Consider the following 19917-nt stretch of genomic DNA (forward strand, 5'->3'; position numbering starts at 1 on the left):
TGCGCATGAGCGTAAGGACACAACTATGCAATTACTCTATACCCTCAATGAAAAGCCCCCCCAGGGGGTGACGTTTTTCCTCGCCCTACAACACATGCTCGCCTCGATCGGCGGTATCGTGACCGTTCCTCTGATCGTCGGCGGTGCCATCGGCCTTCCTGAAGGAGAAGTCGTCACCCTAATCAGCGCCTCGCTGTTTGTTTCCGGTATCGCCACTATTGTCCAGTGTATTGGTGTCGGTCCCGTCGGCATTCGCCTTCCAGTGGTTATGGGATCCAGTTTTGCTTTCCTGGGTACCCTAATTACGATTGGTAAAACATCAGGAATGTCGACAATCCTCGGTGCCGCCTTTGTCGGATCCTTCATGGTGATCATTGCCAGCTTCTATATGGAACAAATACGCAAATTGTTCCCTAACCTTGTAAGCGGTGTAGTGGTAACCCTCATCGGTCTGACAATCCTGCCAGTGGCAATGAACTGGATTGGTGATGCCCCTGCGGGCGACCCATCCTTCGCATCCCTGCCGAAGATCTTCCTTGCGGCGGCTTCTCTGGCTGTTGTGATCGGAGTATCGGTTTTCTGTAAAGGTGCGATTGCTGCTTCAGCTATCGTTATCGGGCTGGCCGTAGGCTACATCCTGGCGATTCCACTCGGCATGGTCGACCTGACTCAACTCTATGAAGCCCAATGGGTGGCCTCACCTGAACCGTTTAAGTACGGCATGACATTTTCGATGCCGGCAATTATCAGTATGACTTTGGTTTATCTGGTGGTGGTTGCCGAAGCTACCGGGGACTTCATGGCTCTGGGCAGCAACTGCCATGTTGAGGTCTCAGGTAAGGATCTTAAACGTGGCTTACTGGGTGACGGCCTTGGCAGTACTTTCGGCTCTATGCTGTCAGCTATGCCGGTTGCCAGTTTCAGCCAGAACGTCGGTATAGTCGGGATCAGTGGTGTTGCCAGCCGCTTTGTGGTCGCAGTTACCGGCATTCTGCTGGTTCTTGGTGGCCTGTTCCCTAAACTTGCAGCATTGGCGGTAACGGTTCCCAAACCGGTTCTGGGAGGTGTCGGCTTTGTGATGTTCGGAATGATTGCATACGCAGGGATCCGAATGCTACTCAATGCCGCCGATTCGCGCCGTAATGCGCTGGTTGTCTGTGTCGGCCTGGCATCCGGTCTTGCCGTGACACTGGAACCACGCCTGCTACAACACTTCCCTGAAGATCTGCAGATGGTATTCCACTCAGGCATCACCACCGGTACTCTGGCGACGGTCATTCTTAATCAACTGTTGCCAAAATCGAAGAAGAAGCAAACCTCTGACGATAAAATGACTGCAAAAGGCATTTTAATCAATCCGGATAAACGAGCATCCCGTTTGCTGGAGGCTAAAGCCCGTCGAGCGGCACAGCTAGCAGCCAGCAAATAATTTAAAATCAATAAGTTAAACTCAAAACAGAGCCACCCTATCGGCTCTGTTTTTTTCTACACACAATAAACTTAATCCTCCCACCACAATGAAACAAACACTCACAATCACACACAAACGTAAGACATGTAAGAAGCGTTTTTTTTCTTTCAACTTAAATTGACATACTTGTTAATAATTAGATACCCTTCCCGCTGCTTATACCTAATAGGCATTACATATAAAAAACAAATAGCAGTGGTAATCATGAAAAAAGTAGTACTTGCAGCACTTCTGGCAGCTGCATCTGCGCCTTCAATGGCAACAGAAAACCTTTGGCGCGACTGTGGTATCGGTCACTGGATTGCAGGTCCAACATGGAAAGGTATCCCGGCAATCACAACTAACCTGGTTTGGGACCTAGGTACAACCGCAACCACCTCTCACGTATCAACACCTTCTATCTGTGCTGGTCCATTCTGGGCTGCAGCTAAATTTATCAATGATACTTACCCGCTAATCGAACAAGATACTGTTCAGGGCAGTGGCGAGCACATGATGGCAATGCTGGATATCTTCGAATGTGATGCTGCAGCCCGTCCAGCAATCGTTAACGGCATCCGTCAGGACTTCGCTGAATCTCTTAACAACGCGAATTACAGCAACATGGGCCAGTCCGAAAAAGCGGAAGGCTACTACAACATGGTCGTTGAAAACGTAAACCAGTTCTCAGGTCAGTGCAGCGCTGTTTAATGCTGAGCAACGGGTGAATACATAAGCGCAGGAAGATTTTCTTGCGCTTTTTTAATGTCCAGGCTGTTAAGAAAAACCAATGTTAAAACCAGTTTTATCATCTTTGCTATTAGCGATACTCAGTAACAATGCAATAGCAACAGAAAGCTATTTGTCTCAAAACCAACAAGCCGCATTGGCTAGCAACCTGGATAAACACCCACAATGGAAAAAACTACTCCATTACAATAATGGAGAAAGCCAAATTGAGTCGAAAAGCTTTTTCCTTGATACAAATGGCCGAACAGATCCACGAAAAGAGCTGTTAGCTACCATTGCTGCTTTTGAAAAATCAAATTCCAGAAGCTCTGCTGTACCAACTCAGTGTCAATTCCCGGCACGCAGCCTTTGGCTGAAGGAACAACTTGGCAAAAACATTCAACTACCAACTGTGTCCTGTCCTGAATTTCAGAAATGGCGGAATGAAAACCAGCTAGAATCAATAAGTTTGGTATTTGTAACCGGTTATCTCGGGAACCCAGCCTCTTTTTTCGGCCACCTGCTGATGAAGTTCAACAAAAACGATGAACTCTTCACAACAGACTCACCTCTACTCGACAGCAGTATTAACTTTGGTGCCGATACAGGCCCTCGAGATAACCCGGTGAAGTATGTTGCTTATGGCTTGCTGGGCGGATACAACGCCAGCTTTACAAAAGGCGACTACTACCGGCACGAATTCAGCTACGCAGAAAACGAACAACGTGAACTTTGGGAGTATGAGCTCAACCTAACGGAAAGTGAGTTACACCTGCTCGAAGCTCATCAGTGGGAATTAAAAGACAAGCAATACCGCTACTACTTCCTTGATGGTAACTGTGCCACTCAAATGGCTAACTTTATTGGAATTGTTTTAGATAGGCCGCTGCTGGTACCAAATCAGCCGTGGGATATGCCTCTGGATATCTTTAAATCACTAGCTGAAACTGAGCATCATGGTCAACCTCTGATAAAAGAGATTAAAAAGCGGGAATCTAAATTTTCACGCATTCGTGACAAATACCTGTCACTGACAACGCAAGAAAAAACGGTGGCAAAGGAGCTGACAAAAAGTCAGAATAGTCAGGAGCACCCAGACTATCGACAATTAGACAATCAAAGTAAGGCAAGGGTTCTCAACCTTCTATTTGATTATTACGAGTTGATCATTACCGATGGTGATGACAACGAAGTAAAAGCCGCTAAAGCTCGTAAACATCAACTAATGATGGAACGTCTTCAGTTGCCGGCAATGGATTTAGAGTGGAAAAAAGCAGAAAGTCAGCCCCCGCACCTCGCGCAAAATCCCCAAAAGCTAGGTCTAAGCAGTGGTTACAATAATGAAACAGGCTGGTTTGGTATGCTTTCCCTTCGGGCTGCTTATTACGACTACCTGTCGCTGGAAACCTCACGCTTCAAAGACTCCAATACCACATTCTTTGATGCTGAGATTAAATTTGATGACAAGGATGTTTGGCTGAGTAAATTCGACCTGTTTAATGTTACAACGCTTAATATTTTACAGGTAGACCTGTTCGATGATAGCCGCTTTGCATGGAGCACTCGATTAACTCTCGAACAAAAAGACCTTAGTTGTCGTGATTGCGAGCGAACACGGTGGTATGGCGGTCTTGGAAAGGCAATCAAGATTCAGGACAAAGTCGCATTATATGCCATCCCTGAAGTTATATATGACATATCTAACTATCATGATTCCACTGTAGGACTTGGGCTAGGTGCGCTCTACACCGCAAACACGAACTGGAAAACACACCTCAAAATTACTCCAGTATTAGGCCTGGATAAAAGTGAAAACAATGGGCTGATATACAAGTGGGAAAACCGCTTCGGCAATGCTCAAGACCAGGACATTCGTCTTAGCCTGCAATACAATGAAGCCAGCGAAATCAACCTCAGCTATGCTCGCTACTTTTAATACAAAAACCGGGCATTGCCCGGTTTTTTTATGTCTGATTTTTAGAAGCGGTAACCCAAACCAAGGGTAAATGTGCCCGCATTCTCATCACTGCCAAATGGCGCGTATTCGTATCCGGCATCGACAACCAAGTGATTTGTCACGTTAGCCTGAACACCAAGGCCGGCTGAGAACATTTCTTCATCACGTGTTGTGAATGTCTTATTCTTTACTTTGTCTTCAACAGAAACAAAATAGCCTGCATAGCCCACAGTACTGTAAACACTCAATACCTGATTAAGGCGGTAAACTGGGCCAAGAGAGAAAGAACCGTAACCGTAAGTGGTAGTAGCTATTGTTACCAGCTTACCATTCTTCATATCCGCATAAGAACTGTCGTGACTACTACCTGTAAACGTTCCTGAAGCGATGAAACCCAAACGCGAACCACCTTCATAGCGGTATTTCAGGTTAAAACCGTTCAAGTCATCAGGAGCTGAATCCAATTTTGTTTTAGCAAAACTAGCAACCAGCGTATGATCGCCAGCAATTGCAGATGTTGAAACAGAAACGGCTGCAATTGCAGCAAGGATGATGTGTTGTGCTTTTTTCATTTTATATTTTGCCTCTTAAAGGTACGTCGTGAGCATTCTGCTTACAATGAGCCCACATGAACACCGTTCAATACGAGAGGCACGAAATTAATGATGGGCATTCTCTCTGTCAATGTAAAAGCAAAGCCAAAGAATGCTTTGGTTAAAAAGCAACCAAAGCAAATGAAACAAATGGAACAACCACCCACAAATTAAGTGTCAGAAGTGACACGAGAAGTTTTTACCTTTCGAAGGCAGTTAAAAGGTAAAGTTGTACTGTATTGTCGGCGTTATTAACGACCGACGTTCAGCACGAAGCATCTTTTCTGAGCGACGCAAACGCTTAGCTTCATCACTGTTGTTTCTTGCATTCTTATCAAGCTGCTTTAATTGGACGGCTATTGAATCTAACTCCCGGTCAATATCACGGATGCGTTGTTCAACTCGATATTCCGCCCTGCCCTTATTGTATTGCTCAAGGAAAAAAGGACTGTCACAAACGCCATTATAAACACCACCAGAACGACCAACACGATAACCGTTATCAGGCATACAATAATGAGTCAAACCCAGGTCATAACCGTTAAACCACGCGGCCTGATCAACGGTAACATTAGCTTCTAGGCAGTCTTCAGCATAATCGTTTACCCGTGATGACGGAGCGCCATTTCTCCCATCCTGAAGACCTACCGCGTACCAGTCCGCAACTTTACACTCTTCAACAGACATACTTGAACAACCGGCCAATTGAGCCAGAACAACCATACACAGGGCACGCTTATACATAAAACCTCATAGCTAAAAATAACTTCTTATCGAAAAACGATAAATTATTATTGCTAACTACAGTAATGCATGTCAATCTATCTGGCATAAATTATTCGGAGAAAAACACATGCACCACCAACAAGCCATTGAGAAGCTCAGTAAGCGACTGCTGATCTTACTGTGGGCCATTTTTATCACTACACCTGTTTTCATTTCCTTTCTGTGGTTTTATGGCACATTAGTAGAATCCGGCGATATGGTAAATCTGGAATTCAGCTATCCAGTTGCTCTGCCGTTCACTCCAACCAAAGCATTTATGGGTTACCCTTTTGCCCTAGCGCCCTCTCTGGTTTACATGGCGATTATCTGGCAGCTAATTCGCCTATTTCGTTTGTACCGAGCGGGTCTTGTTTTTACTCCATGCAATGTTTCCTGCCTGAAAATAACTGCTAACCTGATGATTGCTTCACCTTTTATCAGTGCAATTTCCGATCTGCTGCTTGGTGCAGTTTTGTCCATTGGTGAAGAAGAGTTGAACACTGGCCTCTATTTTTCAGACACTGAGTTGACAATTTTCATCATTGGGCTCATGGTGCGTGCCATCTCGCATGTCATGGCTCTCGCGAAGGACATGAAAGAAGAGCATGAATTAACAATCTAAGGTGACTTTGTGCCAATTATCATTAACTTGGATGTGATGCTGGCAAAGCGAAAAATGCGCTCAAATGAGCTTGCGGCCAAAATAGGGATCACGGAACAGAATCTGTCAGTCCTGAAAAATGGACGCGCTAAAGCTGTGCGCCTCGCTACACTCGATGCTATTTGTAAGCACCTGAATTGCCAGCCGGGAGACATCCTGGAATATGTTGACGACGAAAATGAGTAAGCAAAGCCGAACTCATCAACTTTGTTGACGCTAAAATTTCAATAGCCCCTGCAGGATATGGCTTCACACATAATTAAAGCCATACACCACGGGGCTCTTGGCTATAAAACATCCATAGCTCTTGTTAAAGATTCATCCTTTAACCGTCTTTTCCCTGTCTATACTTTCAAGATTGACTTTTCAGTCCAGCCTCACATTGAAGAGCTGTATGTAGTCACTCAGAGAGAGCTTCTGTAGTCCACAGCTTCGCGCTCTCCGAGTTGTGCAAGTCAAAATTGGCCGAGACGCCAATTTGTCTGTAAATAAAAACCAGGGAGTTAAACGATGTCAAAAATCACCAAAAAAGCAAAATCTCTTAAAGCTGAAATCAAAACCCGTAAAGCCAAAGTTGCCAAGCAGCAAGGTAAACTGAAGAAACTTAAAAAAGCATTAAAAAGAATAGCTTAAGCTTTCATTCCAACCTATCTAGATAGAATCCACCTTCTCGTCCAGCTGATCTCGAAATGAGAAGGTGGCTACTGCCAAACCTACTTATTCAAGCTCACAGTTTGCGTTTTTCTGACATAGTCAGAACATTTTTGAAACAAAAGTTCTCTACAATCCGTCTTGCCTTAGCACAAAACACGACTATACCTGAGTAAGACAAGATATAACGGAAGCAAAGATGGACAATAATACTGAGACTTTAAGAGATGCAATCGGAACTATCTATTCAACTTTCCCTAAGCTTAACTATACTCCTCACCCTGATGATCTTAAGCTGCTTGCAGCCTATATGAAAAGCACGGAAAGCGAATACCCAAAGAGCCTGGATTTGCTACTGAGCGTTAATAACGCAGACATAGAACTTGAATTAATAAAATACAAACGCTTTTGATAAGGGCTACCTAAAGCCCTTATCTTCTACTATTTAAAACCAATCACTTACGACCAATGTGATCTACTACCAGTGCTCAACCTCGATAATTTCAGCTTCGATGATATAACTCTCCGCTTTCGGCACTGACACCTTCAGTTCTTTACCCTCACGTTGAGTTTTAGGACGGAAATAAGTTTCAGGCATACGCTTCACAGACGTCCAGATTTTATCTTTCAGTTGTGCCAGTTCCTGACCTTTCTCATCACGAAGTCTCACCTGCATTTCCACCAGAACGACAGATTCTGTTCCCTGATTTGTCAGTGATGTCGGGATCACTAACTCGCCATTGCGGTATGAAGCAGGACGTAGCAAAACATCAACACCGGAACGACTTAACTGCTGAACATTCTTGTTGGCACCTGGAACAACTTTTACCCCTTGGGCAGTTGTTTTAACCGGAACAGCAGCAACCGGGACCGCAGCTATAGGAGCACTCACAGGCGCTGCAACAACCGGAGCCGCTTTCACAGGAGTACTTGTTGCCGAAGATTCAACCGGCTTTGATTCTGGGTGCTGTCTTTGTTCAACCGGCACGACATACTGCCAGGTAAAATCATCATGCAGAATGACCTGACGTCCGTCTTCAAGCGTCGCAACTTTAGGTGCCGCCACTGCGCTGCTGGCCATTGCAGTCATAGTAAGGCCAATCAATAGCTTTGGCAGTACCGAACAAATCCGGTTTAGTTTTCTCATTATTATGTCCTTATACCAATCGGGATAAGTATTTGCTTTTAACCTATCAATAAACTTAGCTGACAAATCATAAAATTATCAGTTCGCGCAGCCTATCATAAAAAAGGGCCTGACGGCCTTCATACACGTAACACATTTCAAAATTCGATCTAACTGAGTACTACTCAATATCGCATTAACACCAAAGGGGCTTTTTACTTCTGACCGATAAATGATCACTCGTTTCTGGCTGATTTGACATAACAACCAGTTAAAAAATCGTTCTTTCAAATTCAAAAGTTGATGAACCAACAACAATCCAGCTCTTTGTTCTACTAGATGGATCTGCTGAGAAAAAAGACGAAAGTTGTCTTGCTCATAAATACCGCAAGAGCTTTTATTCACAGCTCAGAGCAACGCGAAACAAACTGTTCGCACTACCTATATGAAACAATAGAGAAGATTGGAATTATTTTGACTGAGGCTTAAAAAGTGTGAATAATGCAGCGTTTTTTTGCACGCAAATCACAAAATTATTAGATGATATGAAATTGATGAAATATTCCCCCTTAGCCTTGATGTTAACAGGCCTGCTGACAGGATGTTTGGGTGACAGTGGCGCAGGTTCAACCAACAGTACCTTTCCTTACTCTTTTAATCTCGACGTTATCAGTGCAGGTACTACTAAAGCAAAACAGATGACCCTGAACTGGACATCCGCATCGAATAACAGCGGAGTGACCTACAGTGTGTGTGAAAAAGATACGACAAAAACCAATAACTGTAAGGTATTAACCTCGGTCACCGATGCACTGACCGCGACTATCACAGTTGACAGCTTGGTTAAAGCGCTGTCTACCGATTACTTTATTCTGGCCTCCTCTGGTAACTCCACCAAAGCTTCGAATGAAGTATCACTGACCACAGATACCGTTACTCGGATGATTGGTTACTTTAAGGCCTCAAATACCGAAGCCGATGATGACTTTGGTCATAGTCTGGCATTAAGCGCTGACGGCAACATCTTAGCTGTGGGGGCTCCCGGTGAAGATAACGGGATGAAAGGTATCATCACCAATGGCTCGGAAACTACCGATTCAGGTACAGAAACTGACTCCGGTGCAGTGTATCTGTTCAGTAAGGCAGCCGGGCGCTGGACGCAGATCGCCTATATCAAGGCCTCAAACGCCGGAGCCAATGATAAATTTGGTTTAAGTGTGGCATTAAGCGCTGACGGCAGCATCTTGGCCGTGGGTGCTTCAGGTGAAGATAACGGGGTGAAAGGAGTCATCACCAATGGCTCGGAATCCAGCGATTCTAGTACAGAAACTGACTCCGGCGCGGTATATCTGTTCAGTAACACTTCTGGCAACTGGGTGCAGACTGCCTACATCAAGGGCTCAAATGCAGGAGCCAATGATGAATTTGGCTCAAGCGTAGCAATAAGCGCTGACGGCAGTACCCTGGCAATTGGCGCAAGTGGTGAAAGTAACGGGGCGAAAGGAATCATCACCAATGGCACAGAAACCACGGATAACGGCTCAGCATTTGCCTCTGGCGCGGTCTATCTGTTTAACAATAATTCCGGCCGCTGGTCACAGAGCGCCTATGTCAAAGCCTCGAATACCGGAGCCAATGACAACTTTGGCTACCGTATTGCGCTAAGCGCAGATGGCACCAATATGGCGGTGTCTACTCCATATGAGAGTAACGGGGCAAAAGGAGTCATCACCGATGGATCGGAAGTCACCGATTCAGGTACACAAACTTACTCCGGCGCTGCGTATCTGTTTAGCAAAACCTCGGGCAACTGGGCACAGACCGCCTATGTCAAAGCATCGAATACCGGAAGCTCTGATGGATTCGGTGTTGGTTTGGCATTAAGCGCAGATGGCAACACCCTGGCGGTTGGGGCTAAATATGAAGATAACGGAGCGTACGGAATCATCACCGATGGCTCAGAAGTCACCGATTCTGGTTCACAAACTGACTCCGGTGCGGTGTATCTGTTTAGCAACGCCTCTGGCAGTTGGGCGCAGAGTGCTTATATCAAGGCCTCAAATAGCGCTCGAGGTAGCAGTTTTGGCTATGATGTAGCATTTAGCGCAGATAGCAGCACCCTTGCTGTGGCGGCAGTAGCTGAAGGTATCGAAGAATCAGGGGTCATCATCGATGGTTTGGAAACCCTCGTTTACAATCCGAAAAATATTTCCGGAGCTGTATATCTGTTCAACAATGACTCTGGTCGGTGGACACAAAACGCCTATATCAAAGCTTCGAATACCGGAGCCAGTGATAACTTTGGCTGGCGTGTGGCATTAAGTTCAGATGGCAGTACCCTGGCTACGTCAGCAATAGGTGAAGACAATGGCGCGAAAGGGATCATCACCGATGGCTCGGAAATCACTAGCGATACCGGTTCAGCTGACGGTTCTGGTGCAGTGTATATCTATTAATATTTCTATCTGAAAACCCTCTTTTGGGGCTTTAGATTGCTGACGAACCCCACTTTTTCAAGTGGGGTTCTTTTTTATAGCGGCCGTACGCCGAAACATCCATCTTTGCTATCCCCCTATTAACTAAAAGGCCTGACAAAACTGCCAGGCCTTAGTCAGTAATCAAATGGCTACATAACCCTTTAAAATCAAGAGCTTGGCCACCTAATGACTATCCAACTCCACGTGCGGGGCAACAGAACCCTGCTTACGCGTAGCCATCTCCTCGTACAGCTCCCACTTACGCTTAGCCACTTTCTGAGCATGTGCGGTGATTTCCGCAGCTGCTTCAGGGTTACTGCGACGCAGGATCTGATAACGGGTTTCGTTATAACGGTAATCCTCCAAAGGAACCGTTGGACGCAGCGTATCAAGTGAGAACGGATTCTCACCGGCATTACGCAACGCAGGATTGTAGCGGAACAGAGGCCAGTGGCCTGATTTCACTGCCAATTCCTGCTGATGTAAGCCGTCTTCCATATTAATACCATGAGCAATACAGTGGCTGTAGGCAATGATAATAGAAGGACCACGGTAGGCTTCAGCCTCACGCATTGCCAGCAATGCCTGCTGTGGATCGGCACCCATAGCAATCCGGGCAACATAAACGTTGTTGTAGGCAATTGCCTGCATCGCCACGTCTTTCTTGGTTGCCTGCTTACCGGCTGCTGCAAACTTGGCAACTGCACCCAATGGGGTTGATTTCGACATCTGACCACCGGTGTTGGAGTACACTTCGGTATCCATTACCAGCACGTTGATATCTGCCCCGCTGGCCAGTACATGGTCAAGGCCGCTTGAGCCGATATCATAAGCCCAGCCATCACCACCGACGATCCAGATTGAACGACGGATCAGCTGATCAGCTACCGAGATCAGGTTAAGAGCGGACTCTGTACCAATCGCTTTAAGCTGCTCTTTCAGGGTATCAACCCGTTTAATTTGCGCCTGGATATCCGTTTCTGTCATCTGCTCAGCATGTAGCAACTGGTCCACTAACAGCGGATCCAAATGCTCACGGTTTTCCACCACCAGCTGTTCAGCCATTTCATGCTGTTTCACCGCAGCCAGACGGAAACCAAAACCAAATTCGGCGTTATCTTCAAACAGGGAGTTTGCCCACGCAGGACCACGACCTTCGGCATTCTTCGTCCATGGTGTGGTTGGCAGGTTACCACCGTAGATAGATGAACAGCCGGTTGCGTTAGCGATCATCAGGCGATCACCGAACAACTGAGACATCATCTTGAGGTAAGGCGTTTCACCACAGCCAGAGCAGGCACCGGAGAACTCAAACAACGGTTGCAGGAACTGAGCTCCGCGAACGGTAGAGAAATCGACCCTTGCGCGATCGTTGTACGGAATAGTGTCGAAGAATTCGAGGTTCTTCTTCTCCTGTTCCAGGTATGGGCCTTTCAGCTCCATATTGATAGCCTTGCGTTCCGGCTGGTTATCGCTCGCTTCCTGAGTGACCATAGGACAAGCATCAACACACAAGCCACAACCGGTACAGTCTTCAGCGTATACCTGCAATGTGTAACGGGTATCCGGGAAGCCGCGGGCGGTGATACCGGCAGACTTAAAGTCTTCCGGTGCATCTTCCAGCATGGACTTATCGTAGAACTTGGCTCGAATCGCCGCATGCGGACATACAATGCTACAGTTACCGCACTGAATACAGTCCTGCTGCTCCCATACCGGTATCTTCTGGGCGATATTACGTTTTTCCCACTGTGTTGTACCGGACGGGTAAGTACCGTCAATCGGCAGCATAGAAACAGGGATCAAATCACCCTGACCAGCCATCATCTGCGCAGTTACCTTGCGAACAAATTCCGGCGCCTGTTCCGGCACAATCGGTTTGTTCTGCTCGCTGACCGTCACTTCCGCAGGCACTTTAACTTCATGCAGGTGAGCCAGGGTATGATCCACCGCTTCGAAGTTTTTCTGAACTACTTCAGGGCCCTTACGAGAGTATGTCTTCTCAATCGCCTTCTTGATCTTGGCGATAGCCACCTCTTTTTCCAGCACGCCGGACAGCGCAAAGAAACAAGTCTGCATGATGGTATTGATGCGGCTGCCCATACCGGTTTCACGGGCCACTTTATAAGCATCAATAACGAACAGCTTCATCTTGCGATCGATGAGTTGCTGCTGCATACGAGCCGGGAAAGTATCCCAGACTTTATCTGCCTGAGCAGGAGTATTCAGCAAGAAGGTCGCACCTTCTGTTGCATTAGCCAGCATATCGGTACTTTGAACGAACGTTGCCTTATGGCAGGCAATGAAGTTCGCCGACTGGATCAGATACGGGCTGTTGATTGGGTGATAGCCGAAGCGCAGGTGAGAGACTGTCTGCGAACCGGATTTCTTCGAGTCATAGACGAAGTAACCCTGAGCAAAATACTCTGGATCTTCACCGATGATCTTGATGGTGTTCTTGTTAGCACCAACCGTACCGTCAGCGCCAAGGCCATAGAACATGGCACGAACTACATCTGTTGATTCAATATCGAAACTTGCATCCACTTCCAGATGGGAGTGGCTGACGTCATCAATAATACCGACAGTAAAGTGATGTTTCGGTGAATCCAGCTCAAGGTTGTCGAAGATCGCCTTAACCATTGCAGGTGTAAACTCTTTGCTCGACAGACCGTAACGGCCAGCGACCAAACGAGGCATTTGAGCAAAGTGATCCTGATTGTCCATTAATGCAGTCAGCACATCCTGATACAAAGGATCAGCATTAGCTCCCGGCTCTTTGGTACGGTCCAGAACTGCAATTTTCTTCACTGTCTGAGGCAGTTCCTGAAGCAGATGTTCAGCAGAAAGTGGACGGTACAGGCGAACCTGAAGCACACCGACTTTCTCACCCTGACCAACCAGGTGTTCAACAGTTTCTTTCACCGTCTCAACGCCGGAGCCCATGGCTATCACTACGCGTTCAGCATCCGGTGCACCAAAGTACTCCATCAGCTTATAACGGCGACCGGTCAGCTCAGCCAGTTTGTCCATGTTGGCCTGAACAATCTCAGGAGTTTTCGCATAGAACGGGTTGACCGTTTCACGTCCCTGGAAGTACACATCCGGGTTCTGAGCCGTACCACGGATGAATGGTGTATCCGGGCTCAAACCGCGATCACGGTGAGCACGAACCAGCTCATCAGAAATCATGGCGCGGATATCTTCATCGGCGATCAGGCTGATCTTATTCACTTCGTGGGAAGTTCGGAAACCATCAAAGAAGTGAATAAACGGAATACGAGCTTCCAGTGTTGACGCGTGGGAAACCAGCGCCATGTCATGGGCTTCCTGAACCGATGACGATGCCAGCAAGGCAAAACCTGTACCTCTGGCTGCCATGATGTCCTGATGGTCACCAAAAATAGACAGGCCCTGTGCCGCGAGTGAACGAGCGGCAACATGGAATACCGCAGATGTCAGCTCACCGGCAATTTTATACATGTTCGGCAGCATCAGCATCAGGCCCTGAGAGGCCGTGAAGGTAGTAGTCAGAGCACCGCTCTGCAGTGCGCCGTGCACTGTACCTGCAGCCCCGCCCTCACTTTGCATCTCAGCAATAAGAGGAATGTTACCCCAGATATTACGCTTGTCTTCTGCGGCCCACTGGTCGGCGAATTCAGCCATAGTGGACGATGGGGTGATCGGATAAATAGCACAGACTTCACTTACACGATAAGCAATGTGTGCCGCCGCTTCGTTACCGTCGCAAGTATGCATGACGGGGGTCTTTTTCTCAGTCATGATCAGCTCCTACTCCGTTTCGGCCTCGACCATTTCGATCGCATGACAAGGGCATTGCAGGTAACAGGCTTCACACCCGGTACACTTGTCATAATCCACTTTGTATCCCTTACCTTTACCTAACGAGGTAATCGCACCTTGCGGGCAGGCTCCTAAGCAGCCGTTACACTCAAAGCAGTTACCACATGAGTAACAACGCTGAGCTTCGTACAGGGCTTCTTCTTCTGTCAGGCCGCCGACAACTTCATCAAATGATGTTGCGCGTTTAATTACAGGGATCGCAGGCTGCTCACTCTGTTCGGCATCTGTCTTGTACCAGAGGTGCAGCTTGTCGAAACGGATAAGTGGCCGCTTGGCAACTTTGCTGTATGTGCGGTTATTCAGGAAGGCATCAATGTGGGCTGCGGCTTTCTTACCGTGACCGACTGCAATGGTAACGGTACGGTCACAAGGAACCATATCACCACCGGCAAACAATCCGCGGTAACCTGTCATCATCTGGTCGTTGACCGTGATAGTACCGTCCCATTTGTGCTCAACACCCGGAATGCTTTCGGTAAGTTTGGTATCGATGTTCTGACCCAGTGCCAGAATCAGCGAATCGGCCTCAACGGTTTCGAATTCGCCGGTAGGACGCGGACGTCCGGTATCATCAATCGCCATCTTCTCAAGCGTGAAGGTGGTACCGTCGATCTGGTTAATGGTGCGCTGCCAGTGGAAAGTCACACCTTCTTCCATCGCTTCAACACATTCGAAATCATGGGCTGGCATATGGGCGCGATCCCGACGGTAAATTACCATCACTTCTGCTCCCATACGCCTTGCTGTACGTGCCGCATCCATTGCGGTGTTACCACCACCGTAAACAGCAACGCGCTTACCCAGTTTCGGCGCTGATTCCATTTCGATAGCACGAAGGTAAGACACTGCATCAATGACTTTACCCGGATCATCATTCGGAATATCAACACCACGACCGACATGAGCACCGATAGCCAGGAAGACGGCATCAAACTGGCCTTTAACCTTCTCTGCCAGCAGATCCTCAACCTTGTGGTTAAGTACGATCTTGATACCCATATTTTCAATTCGGGCGATTTCACCTTCCAGGATATCCCTAGGCAAACGGTAAGCAGGAATACCGAAGTGCATCATACCGCCGGCCATTGGCGCTGCATCACGGATTTCAACATCGTGACCTTTACGCTTAAGGTGATAAGCCGCCGCCAGGCCACTTGGGCCAGCACCGACGATCAGGACGCGCTTACCGGTTGGATTAGCGTGGAAACGAACCGGCCATTTCAGCTCCAGTGCACGGTCGCCAAGGAAACGTTCAACGGCGTGAATGCTGACAGACTGGTCAACATTGGCACGGTTACAGGCGGATTCACACGGGTGATAACAAACGCGGCCATGGATAGCGGGCATCGGGTTGTTTTTGATAAGAGCCTGAAACGCTTCTTCGTATTGCTCTGCCTGAGCTAAAGACAACCACTCCTGGATGTTGCTCCCGGTCGGGCAGGCGTGGTTACAAGGAGGAAGGGAATTGGAATACACCGGGAATTTAGTACGAACCGGCCCGGAGCCTTTCTTAATAGTAAGGTCAGGCGGCAGTGTCATATCCTTTGGACAATTGCTCATAGTGCTCTACCTTTATTCGGTAAATTAATGAAATACACCCTTCTTGATGTTTTTCTGTCGGGTACATTTCGCTGTTCGAGTTCAAGGGCAACTCGACTTTCTGAACGCTCACACGGTTTGCTGCTCCGCCCCGCAAAAGCAAGACAGAGCAACAAGCGTTAAAGCGTTAAGCTGAAACACAAGTACCGGCACGCTCGGCCAGCACATCTAATCCTTCTTCAAGGGCACCGATATAAGCGCGGCCACCAAACTGAGCAAAGTCAGCAGCGGCTTCAACTTTTGGTCCCATAGAACCCGCAGGGAAAGAATACTCACCCAACTCAGCCGGAGTTGTAGCGCGTAGGGCACGCTGCTGCTCTGTACCCCAGTCAAGGTACACTGCATCGGCATCGGTCAGGATAAGTAACTTGTCGGCTTTCAGTTGCTTCGCCAACAAGGTAGCTGCAAGGTCTTTATCGATAACACCTTCAACACCCTGGTAGCCGAATTCACTGCGGCAAACCGGAATACCGCCGCCACCGCAACAAATCACAATCTGTCCATCTTCCAGCAAGGTATGAATCGATTTTTTATCGATGATGTTGACAGGCTTCGGAGATGGAACCACACGGCGGAAATATTCACCGTCCGGCTTCATCGTCCAGTTGTTCGCTTCAGCCAGAATTCCGGCTTCTTCTTCGTTGTACACTGGGCCGACAAACTTGGTAGGGTCAAGCATGCTCGGATCGTCACCAGCAACTTCAATACGGGTCAGCAGGCTGGTCACTTCTGTTTTCGGCATCAGGTTCTGCAGTTCCTGAGCCAGCATGTAGCCAATCATACCTTCACTTTCGGCACCCAGTACGTCCAGCGGATAAGGTGATACTTTGTCGTAAGCCAGATTCTGAAGTGCCAGCAGACCAACCTGTGGGCCATTACCGTGAACAATGGCAACACGGTATTCTTTAGCTATTTCAGCAATCGCTTTGGCGGCAATCTTCACGTTCGCCAACTGATTCTCAAAACTAGGCGCGTCGCCGCGACGCAATAATGCATTGCCGCCAAGGGCTACAACTGCGGTGGGTTTCATGGGAACTCCTTGAATTATTCTTTTTGTTAATTAACCTTCGAGTCTTACTTTTGATGCTCGAACGGCTTGCGGCGAATAAAGCGGCCATTCCCGGCTCTCCCCGTAAATTCGCCATTACACGCTACAACCCGGCCGCGACTCAAAGTCATAATCGGCCAACCGTGACAGTTCATTCCTTCGTACGGGGTATAATCGGTGTTGTCGTGTAGTAAATCGTGTGTGGTAGTCACTTGCTGTTCGGGATCAAACAGCACCAGGTCGGCATCGGCACCTTTGGCCAGACAGCCTTTTTGCGGATATAACCCAAACAGTTTTGCAGGCAGGTAGCTGGTCAGCTCCACAAAACGGCTCGGGCTGATGCGCCCACTCATCACACCTTCAGAGAACAACAGTGGCATCCGGTTTTCTACACCCGGCATACCGTTCGGGCAGGCGCTGAAATTATCTTTGCCGCGCTGCTTCTGGTCGTGGTAAGTGAATGAGCAATGATCAGTCGCAACAGTATCGATGCTGCCGTCAATCAAGCCCTGCCACAACTTTTCACGCTCTTCCTGCGGACGCAGCGGCGGACTGAGGATAAATTTCAGGGCATCGTCCCGCTCATAACAGCGGTCATCAAGCAGCAGGTACTGCGGACAAGTTTCAGCCCATACCGGCTGTTTGTTGCGACGAGCAAGACGGACATAGTCCAGCCCCAGCCCGTTAGAAAGGTGAACGATATAAAGCGGCGCATCGCCAGCCAGTTTTGCCAGATTGATCATTCTGGCAATTGCCTCAGCCTCGCACTCAAGCGGACGGCTCTCGGCATGGTATTTCGGCGCTGTTTTACCCTGCTCCAGCAACATTTCGCGGCGCATCGCTATCGCCGCATCATTTTCCGGATGAACCGTTGTCAAGGCGTTGACTTTTTTCAGTTGAATCAGTGCCCGTAATACGGATTCATCATCCAGTTTGTAACCGTAGGTCAGGTAGAGCTTAAAACTGGAAATGCCCTCTTCTTCTACCATTGAGGCCATTTCTGACAGAATTTCTTCATTAATATGCTGAATCACGCCATGGAAACTGTAATCAATGACCGCGTTCTCTTTGGCGTATTTTTTATAAACCGCCAGCTGATGGTGCAAATTGCAGCCTTTAGGGCCAAAGCCCATATGGTCCACCACCGATGTTGTCCCGCCGCAGGCTGCTGCACGGGTTCCGGTATAGAAATCATCACTGCTGCGGGCAATGCCGACATCGATATTGAAATGGGTGTGGACATCAATTCCCCCCGGCATCACATACAGGCCAGAGGCATCAATTACTTGTGTATCGGCAGGAAAAGCGGAGATAACGGGAGCAACATCGGCAATTTTGCCGTCTTTGATCAGAATGTCGGCTTGTTGAGCCTGTTGGTGGTCAACGACAAGTCCCTGCCGGATCAGGATGGTAGTCGATACGTCAGACGTCAGTTTATCCAAATCCACAGAGAAAGAACGGTGTGCAATCATAACGCTATCCTTCGTCTTACACATAAAACAGTTCTGCCTTGAACTTCCTGTTATGGCTGTCTGTTTATACCCGGCCTCAGGAAGGAAAATTCAGAAACAGAAAATCCATCCCGAGGGGGATATGAGGTCAATATAAAGGCAGAGCATATTGACACCCTCGGGACGGAAATCGGTATTAATGCTGATTACTCAACATCACTTATTTTTTAAGCTGCTGCAGGTACATTTGTGGAATAACTGCGTACATTGCAGCACAAGTTACCAGGTGATCTTTCCAAGTCTTTTCGTTTGGCGCGTGAGCTTCTGGCTCTTTACCAGGACCGAAGCCGATTACTGGGATGCCGTAACGACCCATGATGGACACACCGTTAGTTGAGAAAGTCCACTTATCAACAGTTGGTTTCTGGTCGAACAGTAGTTCGTAAGATGCTTCCAGTGTCTTAGTTGCTACGTGATCTTCATCGATCTTCCACGCAGGGAAGTAACACTCTGTTGGGTAAACAAGGCCGGTGTATGCAGGACGGTCGTAGTTGTACATAGACACTTTACCGCCGAACTTTTTAACTGATTCAAGCGCGCGGATTTCGTCCAGAGCACCTTCCCAAGTTTCACCCCAGGTCAGACGACGGTCGATAGAGATTGCACAGCTGTCAGCAACCGCACAACGGCTTGGAGAAGTGAAGAAAACTTCAGATACAGTCAGAGTACCTTTACCCAGGAATGGGTCGTCAGCCAGGTTGCCTGAAAGTTTTTCAATGTCTTGAAGCATGTGGCCCATCTTGAAGATAGCGTTTTCACCACGCTCTGGTGCAGAACCATGACAGCTTATACCGTCAACGTCTACACGGATTTCCATACGACCACGCTGACCACGGTAGATCTGGCAGTCTGTTGGTTCTGTAGATACTACAAACTCAGGACGGATGTTGCTTTCCTGGATGATGTACTGCCAGCACAGGCCGTCACAGTCTTCTTCCTGAACAGTACCGGTAACAAGCAGGGTGTACTCGTCTTCAAGGCCAAGATCTTTGATGATCTTACCTGCGTAAACCATAGAAGCCATACCGCCTTCCTGGTCAGACGCACCACGACCACCGATCACTTCGTCGTCTTCCATACCTTCGTATGGGTCGAAGTTCCAGTTGTCCATGTTACCCACACCAACGGTATCGATGTGTGCGTCCATTGCAATTAGGTGCGGACCGTGACCAATCCAGCCAAGTACGTTACCCATAGGGTCGATTTCGACTTTATCAAAGCCGACTTTTTCCATTTCTTCCTTAATGCGCAATACCACTTTTTCTTCGTCGCAGCTTTCACTTGGGATTGCGATCATGTCACGCAGGAAACGGGTCATGTCTGCTTTGTAGTCTTGGGCTTTTTCAAGAACTTTGTCGAAAGGGATGTTCATTGTCATTGTAATTCTCCTTGGGCCGGACGGAGGACATCGTATCCGGCATGATTAATTTCAGAGGCGCTGTACACCTTCTAATCCGGCGCACAACGCTTTTGTTTCAAATAGTTG

16 protein-coding genes are annotated in these 19917 nt (G+C 47.9%); 8 read left to right on the forward strand and 8 right to left on the reverse strand.

The features are described from left to right. Positions 1–25 precede the first annotated feature (25 nt). From AACQ93_RS11270 to AACQ93_RS11280, 3 genes are all read left to right on the forward strand, one after another. The gene (locus AACQ93_RS11270; protein WP_064605053.1) at positions 26–1429 is read left to right on the forward strand and encodes a nucleobase:cation symporter-2 family protein; all 1404 of its coding nucleotides are present in this window, start codon (positions 26–28) and stop codon (positions 1427–1429) included. A gap of 246 nt (positions 1430–1675) precedes the next feature. After that, positions 1676–2161, forward strand: a complete 486-nt coding sequence (locus AACQ93_RS11275; protein ID WP_064605055.1) for a DUF3015 family protein — start codon at positions 1676–1678, stop codon at positions 2159–2161. A gap of 79 nt (positions 2162–2240) precedes the next feature. Continuing rightward, a complete protein-coding gene (locus AACQ93_RS11280; protein WP_064605064.1) occupies positions 2241–4115 on the forward strand; it encodes an Lnb N-terminal periplasmic domain-containing protein in 1875 nt (624 codons plus the stop codon). Positions 4116–4156: 41 nt separating this feature from the next. Here the strand turns inward: AACQ93_RS11280 and AACQ93_RS11285 are convergent, their stop codons facing one another. Beyond that, a complete protein-coding gene (locus tag AACQ93_RS11285) occupies positions 4157–4708 on the reverse strand; it encodes an Ail/Lom family outer membrane beta-barrel protein (protein WP_064605066.1) in 552 nt (183 codons plus the stop codon). Between the two features lie 237 nt (positions 4709–4945). Further along, entirely contained in the window at positions 4946–5473 is a 528-nt protein-coding gene (locus AACQ93_RS11290) for a DUF2799 domain-containing protein (protein WP_064605068.1), read from the reverse strand. 109 nt (positions 5474–5582) lie between these two features. Here AACQ93_RS11290 and AACQ93_RS11295 point away from each other — a divergent pair, with 109 nt between their 5' ends. The 4 genes from AACQ93_RS11295 to AACQ93_RS11310 all read left to right on the forward strand — a co-directional run bounded on the left by AACQ93_RS11295 (position 5583) and on the right by AACQ93_RS11310 (position 7218). Then, positions 5583–6116, forward strand: a complete 534-nt coding sequence (locus tag AACQ93_RS11295) for a DUF2975 domain-containing protein (protein ID WP_064605070.1) — start codon at positions 5583–5585, stop codon at positions 6114–6116. Between the two features lie 9 nt (positions 6117–6125). Next, on the forward strand, positions 6126–6341 hold the full coding sequence (locus AACQ93_RS11300; protein WP_064605073.1) for a helix-turn-helix domain-containing protein: 216 nt from the start codon (positions 6126–6128) through the stop codon (positions 6339–6341). Between the two features lie 324 nt (positions 6342–6665). Then, positions 6666–6788 carry a hypothetical protein gene (locus AACQ93_RS11305; protein WP_007467048.1) on the forward strand — a complete coding sequence of 41 codons (123 nt, stop codon included), beginning with the start codon at positions 6666–6668 and terminating at the stop codon, positions 6786–6788. A gap of 217 nt (positions 6789–7005) precedes the next feature. Further along, entirely contained in the window at positions 7006–7218 is a 213-nt protein-coding gene (locus tag AACQ93_RS11310; protein WP_007467050.1) for a hypothetical protein, read from the forward strand. A gap of 66 nt (positions 7219–7284) precedes the next feature. On the opposite strand, the gene AACQ93_RS11315 is transcribed toward AACQ93_RS11310, so the two are convergent. Further along, positions 7285–7953, reverse strand: coding sequence for a DUF3157 family protein (locus AACQ93_RS11315; RefSeq protein WP_084419132.1), 669 nt, complete (start codon positions 7951–7953; stop codon positions 7285–7287). A gap of 533 nt (positions 7954–8486) precedes the next feature. Here AACQ93_RS11315 and AACQ93_RS11320 point away from each other — a divergent pair. After that, positions 8487–10388, forward strand: a complete 1902-nt coding sequence (locus AACQ93_RS11320; RefSeq protein WP_232323310.1) for an FG-GAP repeat protein — start codon at positions 8487–8489, stop codon at positions 10386–10388. 204 nt (positions 10389–10592) lie between these two features. On the opposite strand, the gene nifJ is transcribed toward AACQ93_RS11320, so the two are convergent. The 5 genes from nifJ to AACQ93_RS11345 all read right to left on the reverse strand — a co-directional run bounded on the left by nifJ (position 10593) and on the right by AACQ93_RS11345 (position 19809). Further along, positions 10593–14192, reverse strand: a complete 3600-nt coding sequence (gene nifJ, locus AACQ93_RS11325) for a pyruvate:ferredoxin (flavodoxin) oxidoreductase (protein ID WP_064605077.1) — start codon at positions 14190–14192, stop codon at positions 10593–10595. A 9-nt stretch (positions 14193–14201) separates the two neighbouring features. Next, complete coding sequence (locus AACQ93_RS11330; RefSeq protein WP_007467057.1) at positions 14202–15833, reverse strand: NAD(P)-binding protein; 1632 nt, start codon at positions 15831–15833, stop codon at positions 14202–14204. Between the two features lie 166 nt (positions 15834–15999). Then, positions 16000–16902 carry a carbamate kinase gene (locus AACQ93_RS11335; protein WP_007467061.1) on the reverse strand — a complete coding sequence of 301 codons (903 nt, stop codon included), beginning with the start codon at positions 16900–16902 and terminating at the stop codon, positions 16000–16002. 44 nt (positions 16903–16946) lie between these two features. Then, entirely contained in the window at positions 16947–18392 is a 1446-nt protein-coding gene (gene hydA / locus AACQ93_RS11340; RefSeq protein ID WP_198160127.1) for a dihydropyrimidinase, read from the reverse strand. Between the two features lie 199 nt (positions 18393–18591). Further along, complete coding sequence (locus AACQ93_RS11345; RefSeq protein ID WP_007467066.1) at positions 18592–19809, reverse strand: YgeY family selenium metabolism-linked hydrolase; 1218 nt, start codon at positions 19807–19809, stop codon at positions 18592–18594. Positions 19810–19917 lie beyond the last annotated feature (108 nt).

The sequence above is a fragment of the Photobacterium sp. J15 genome (assembly GCF_963870815.1).
Classification (GTDB): Bacteria; Pseudomonadota; Gammaproteobacteria; order Enterobacterales; family Vibrionaceae; genus Photobacterium; species Photobacterium marinum.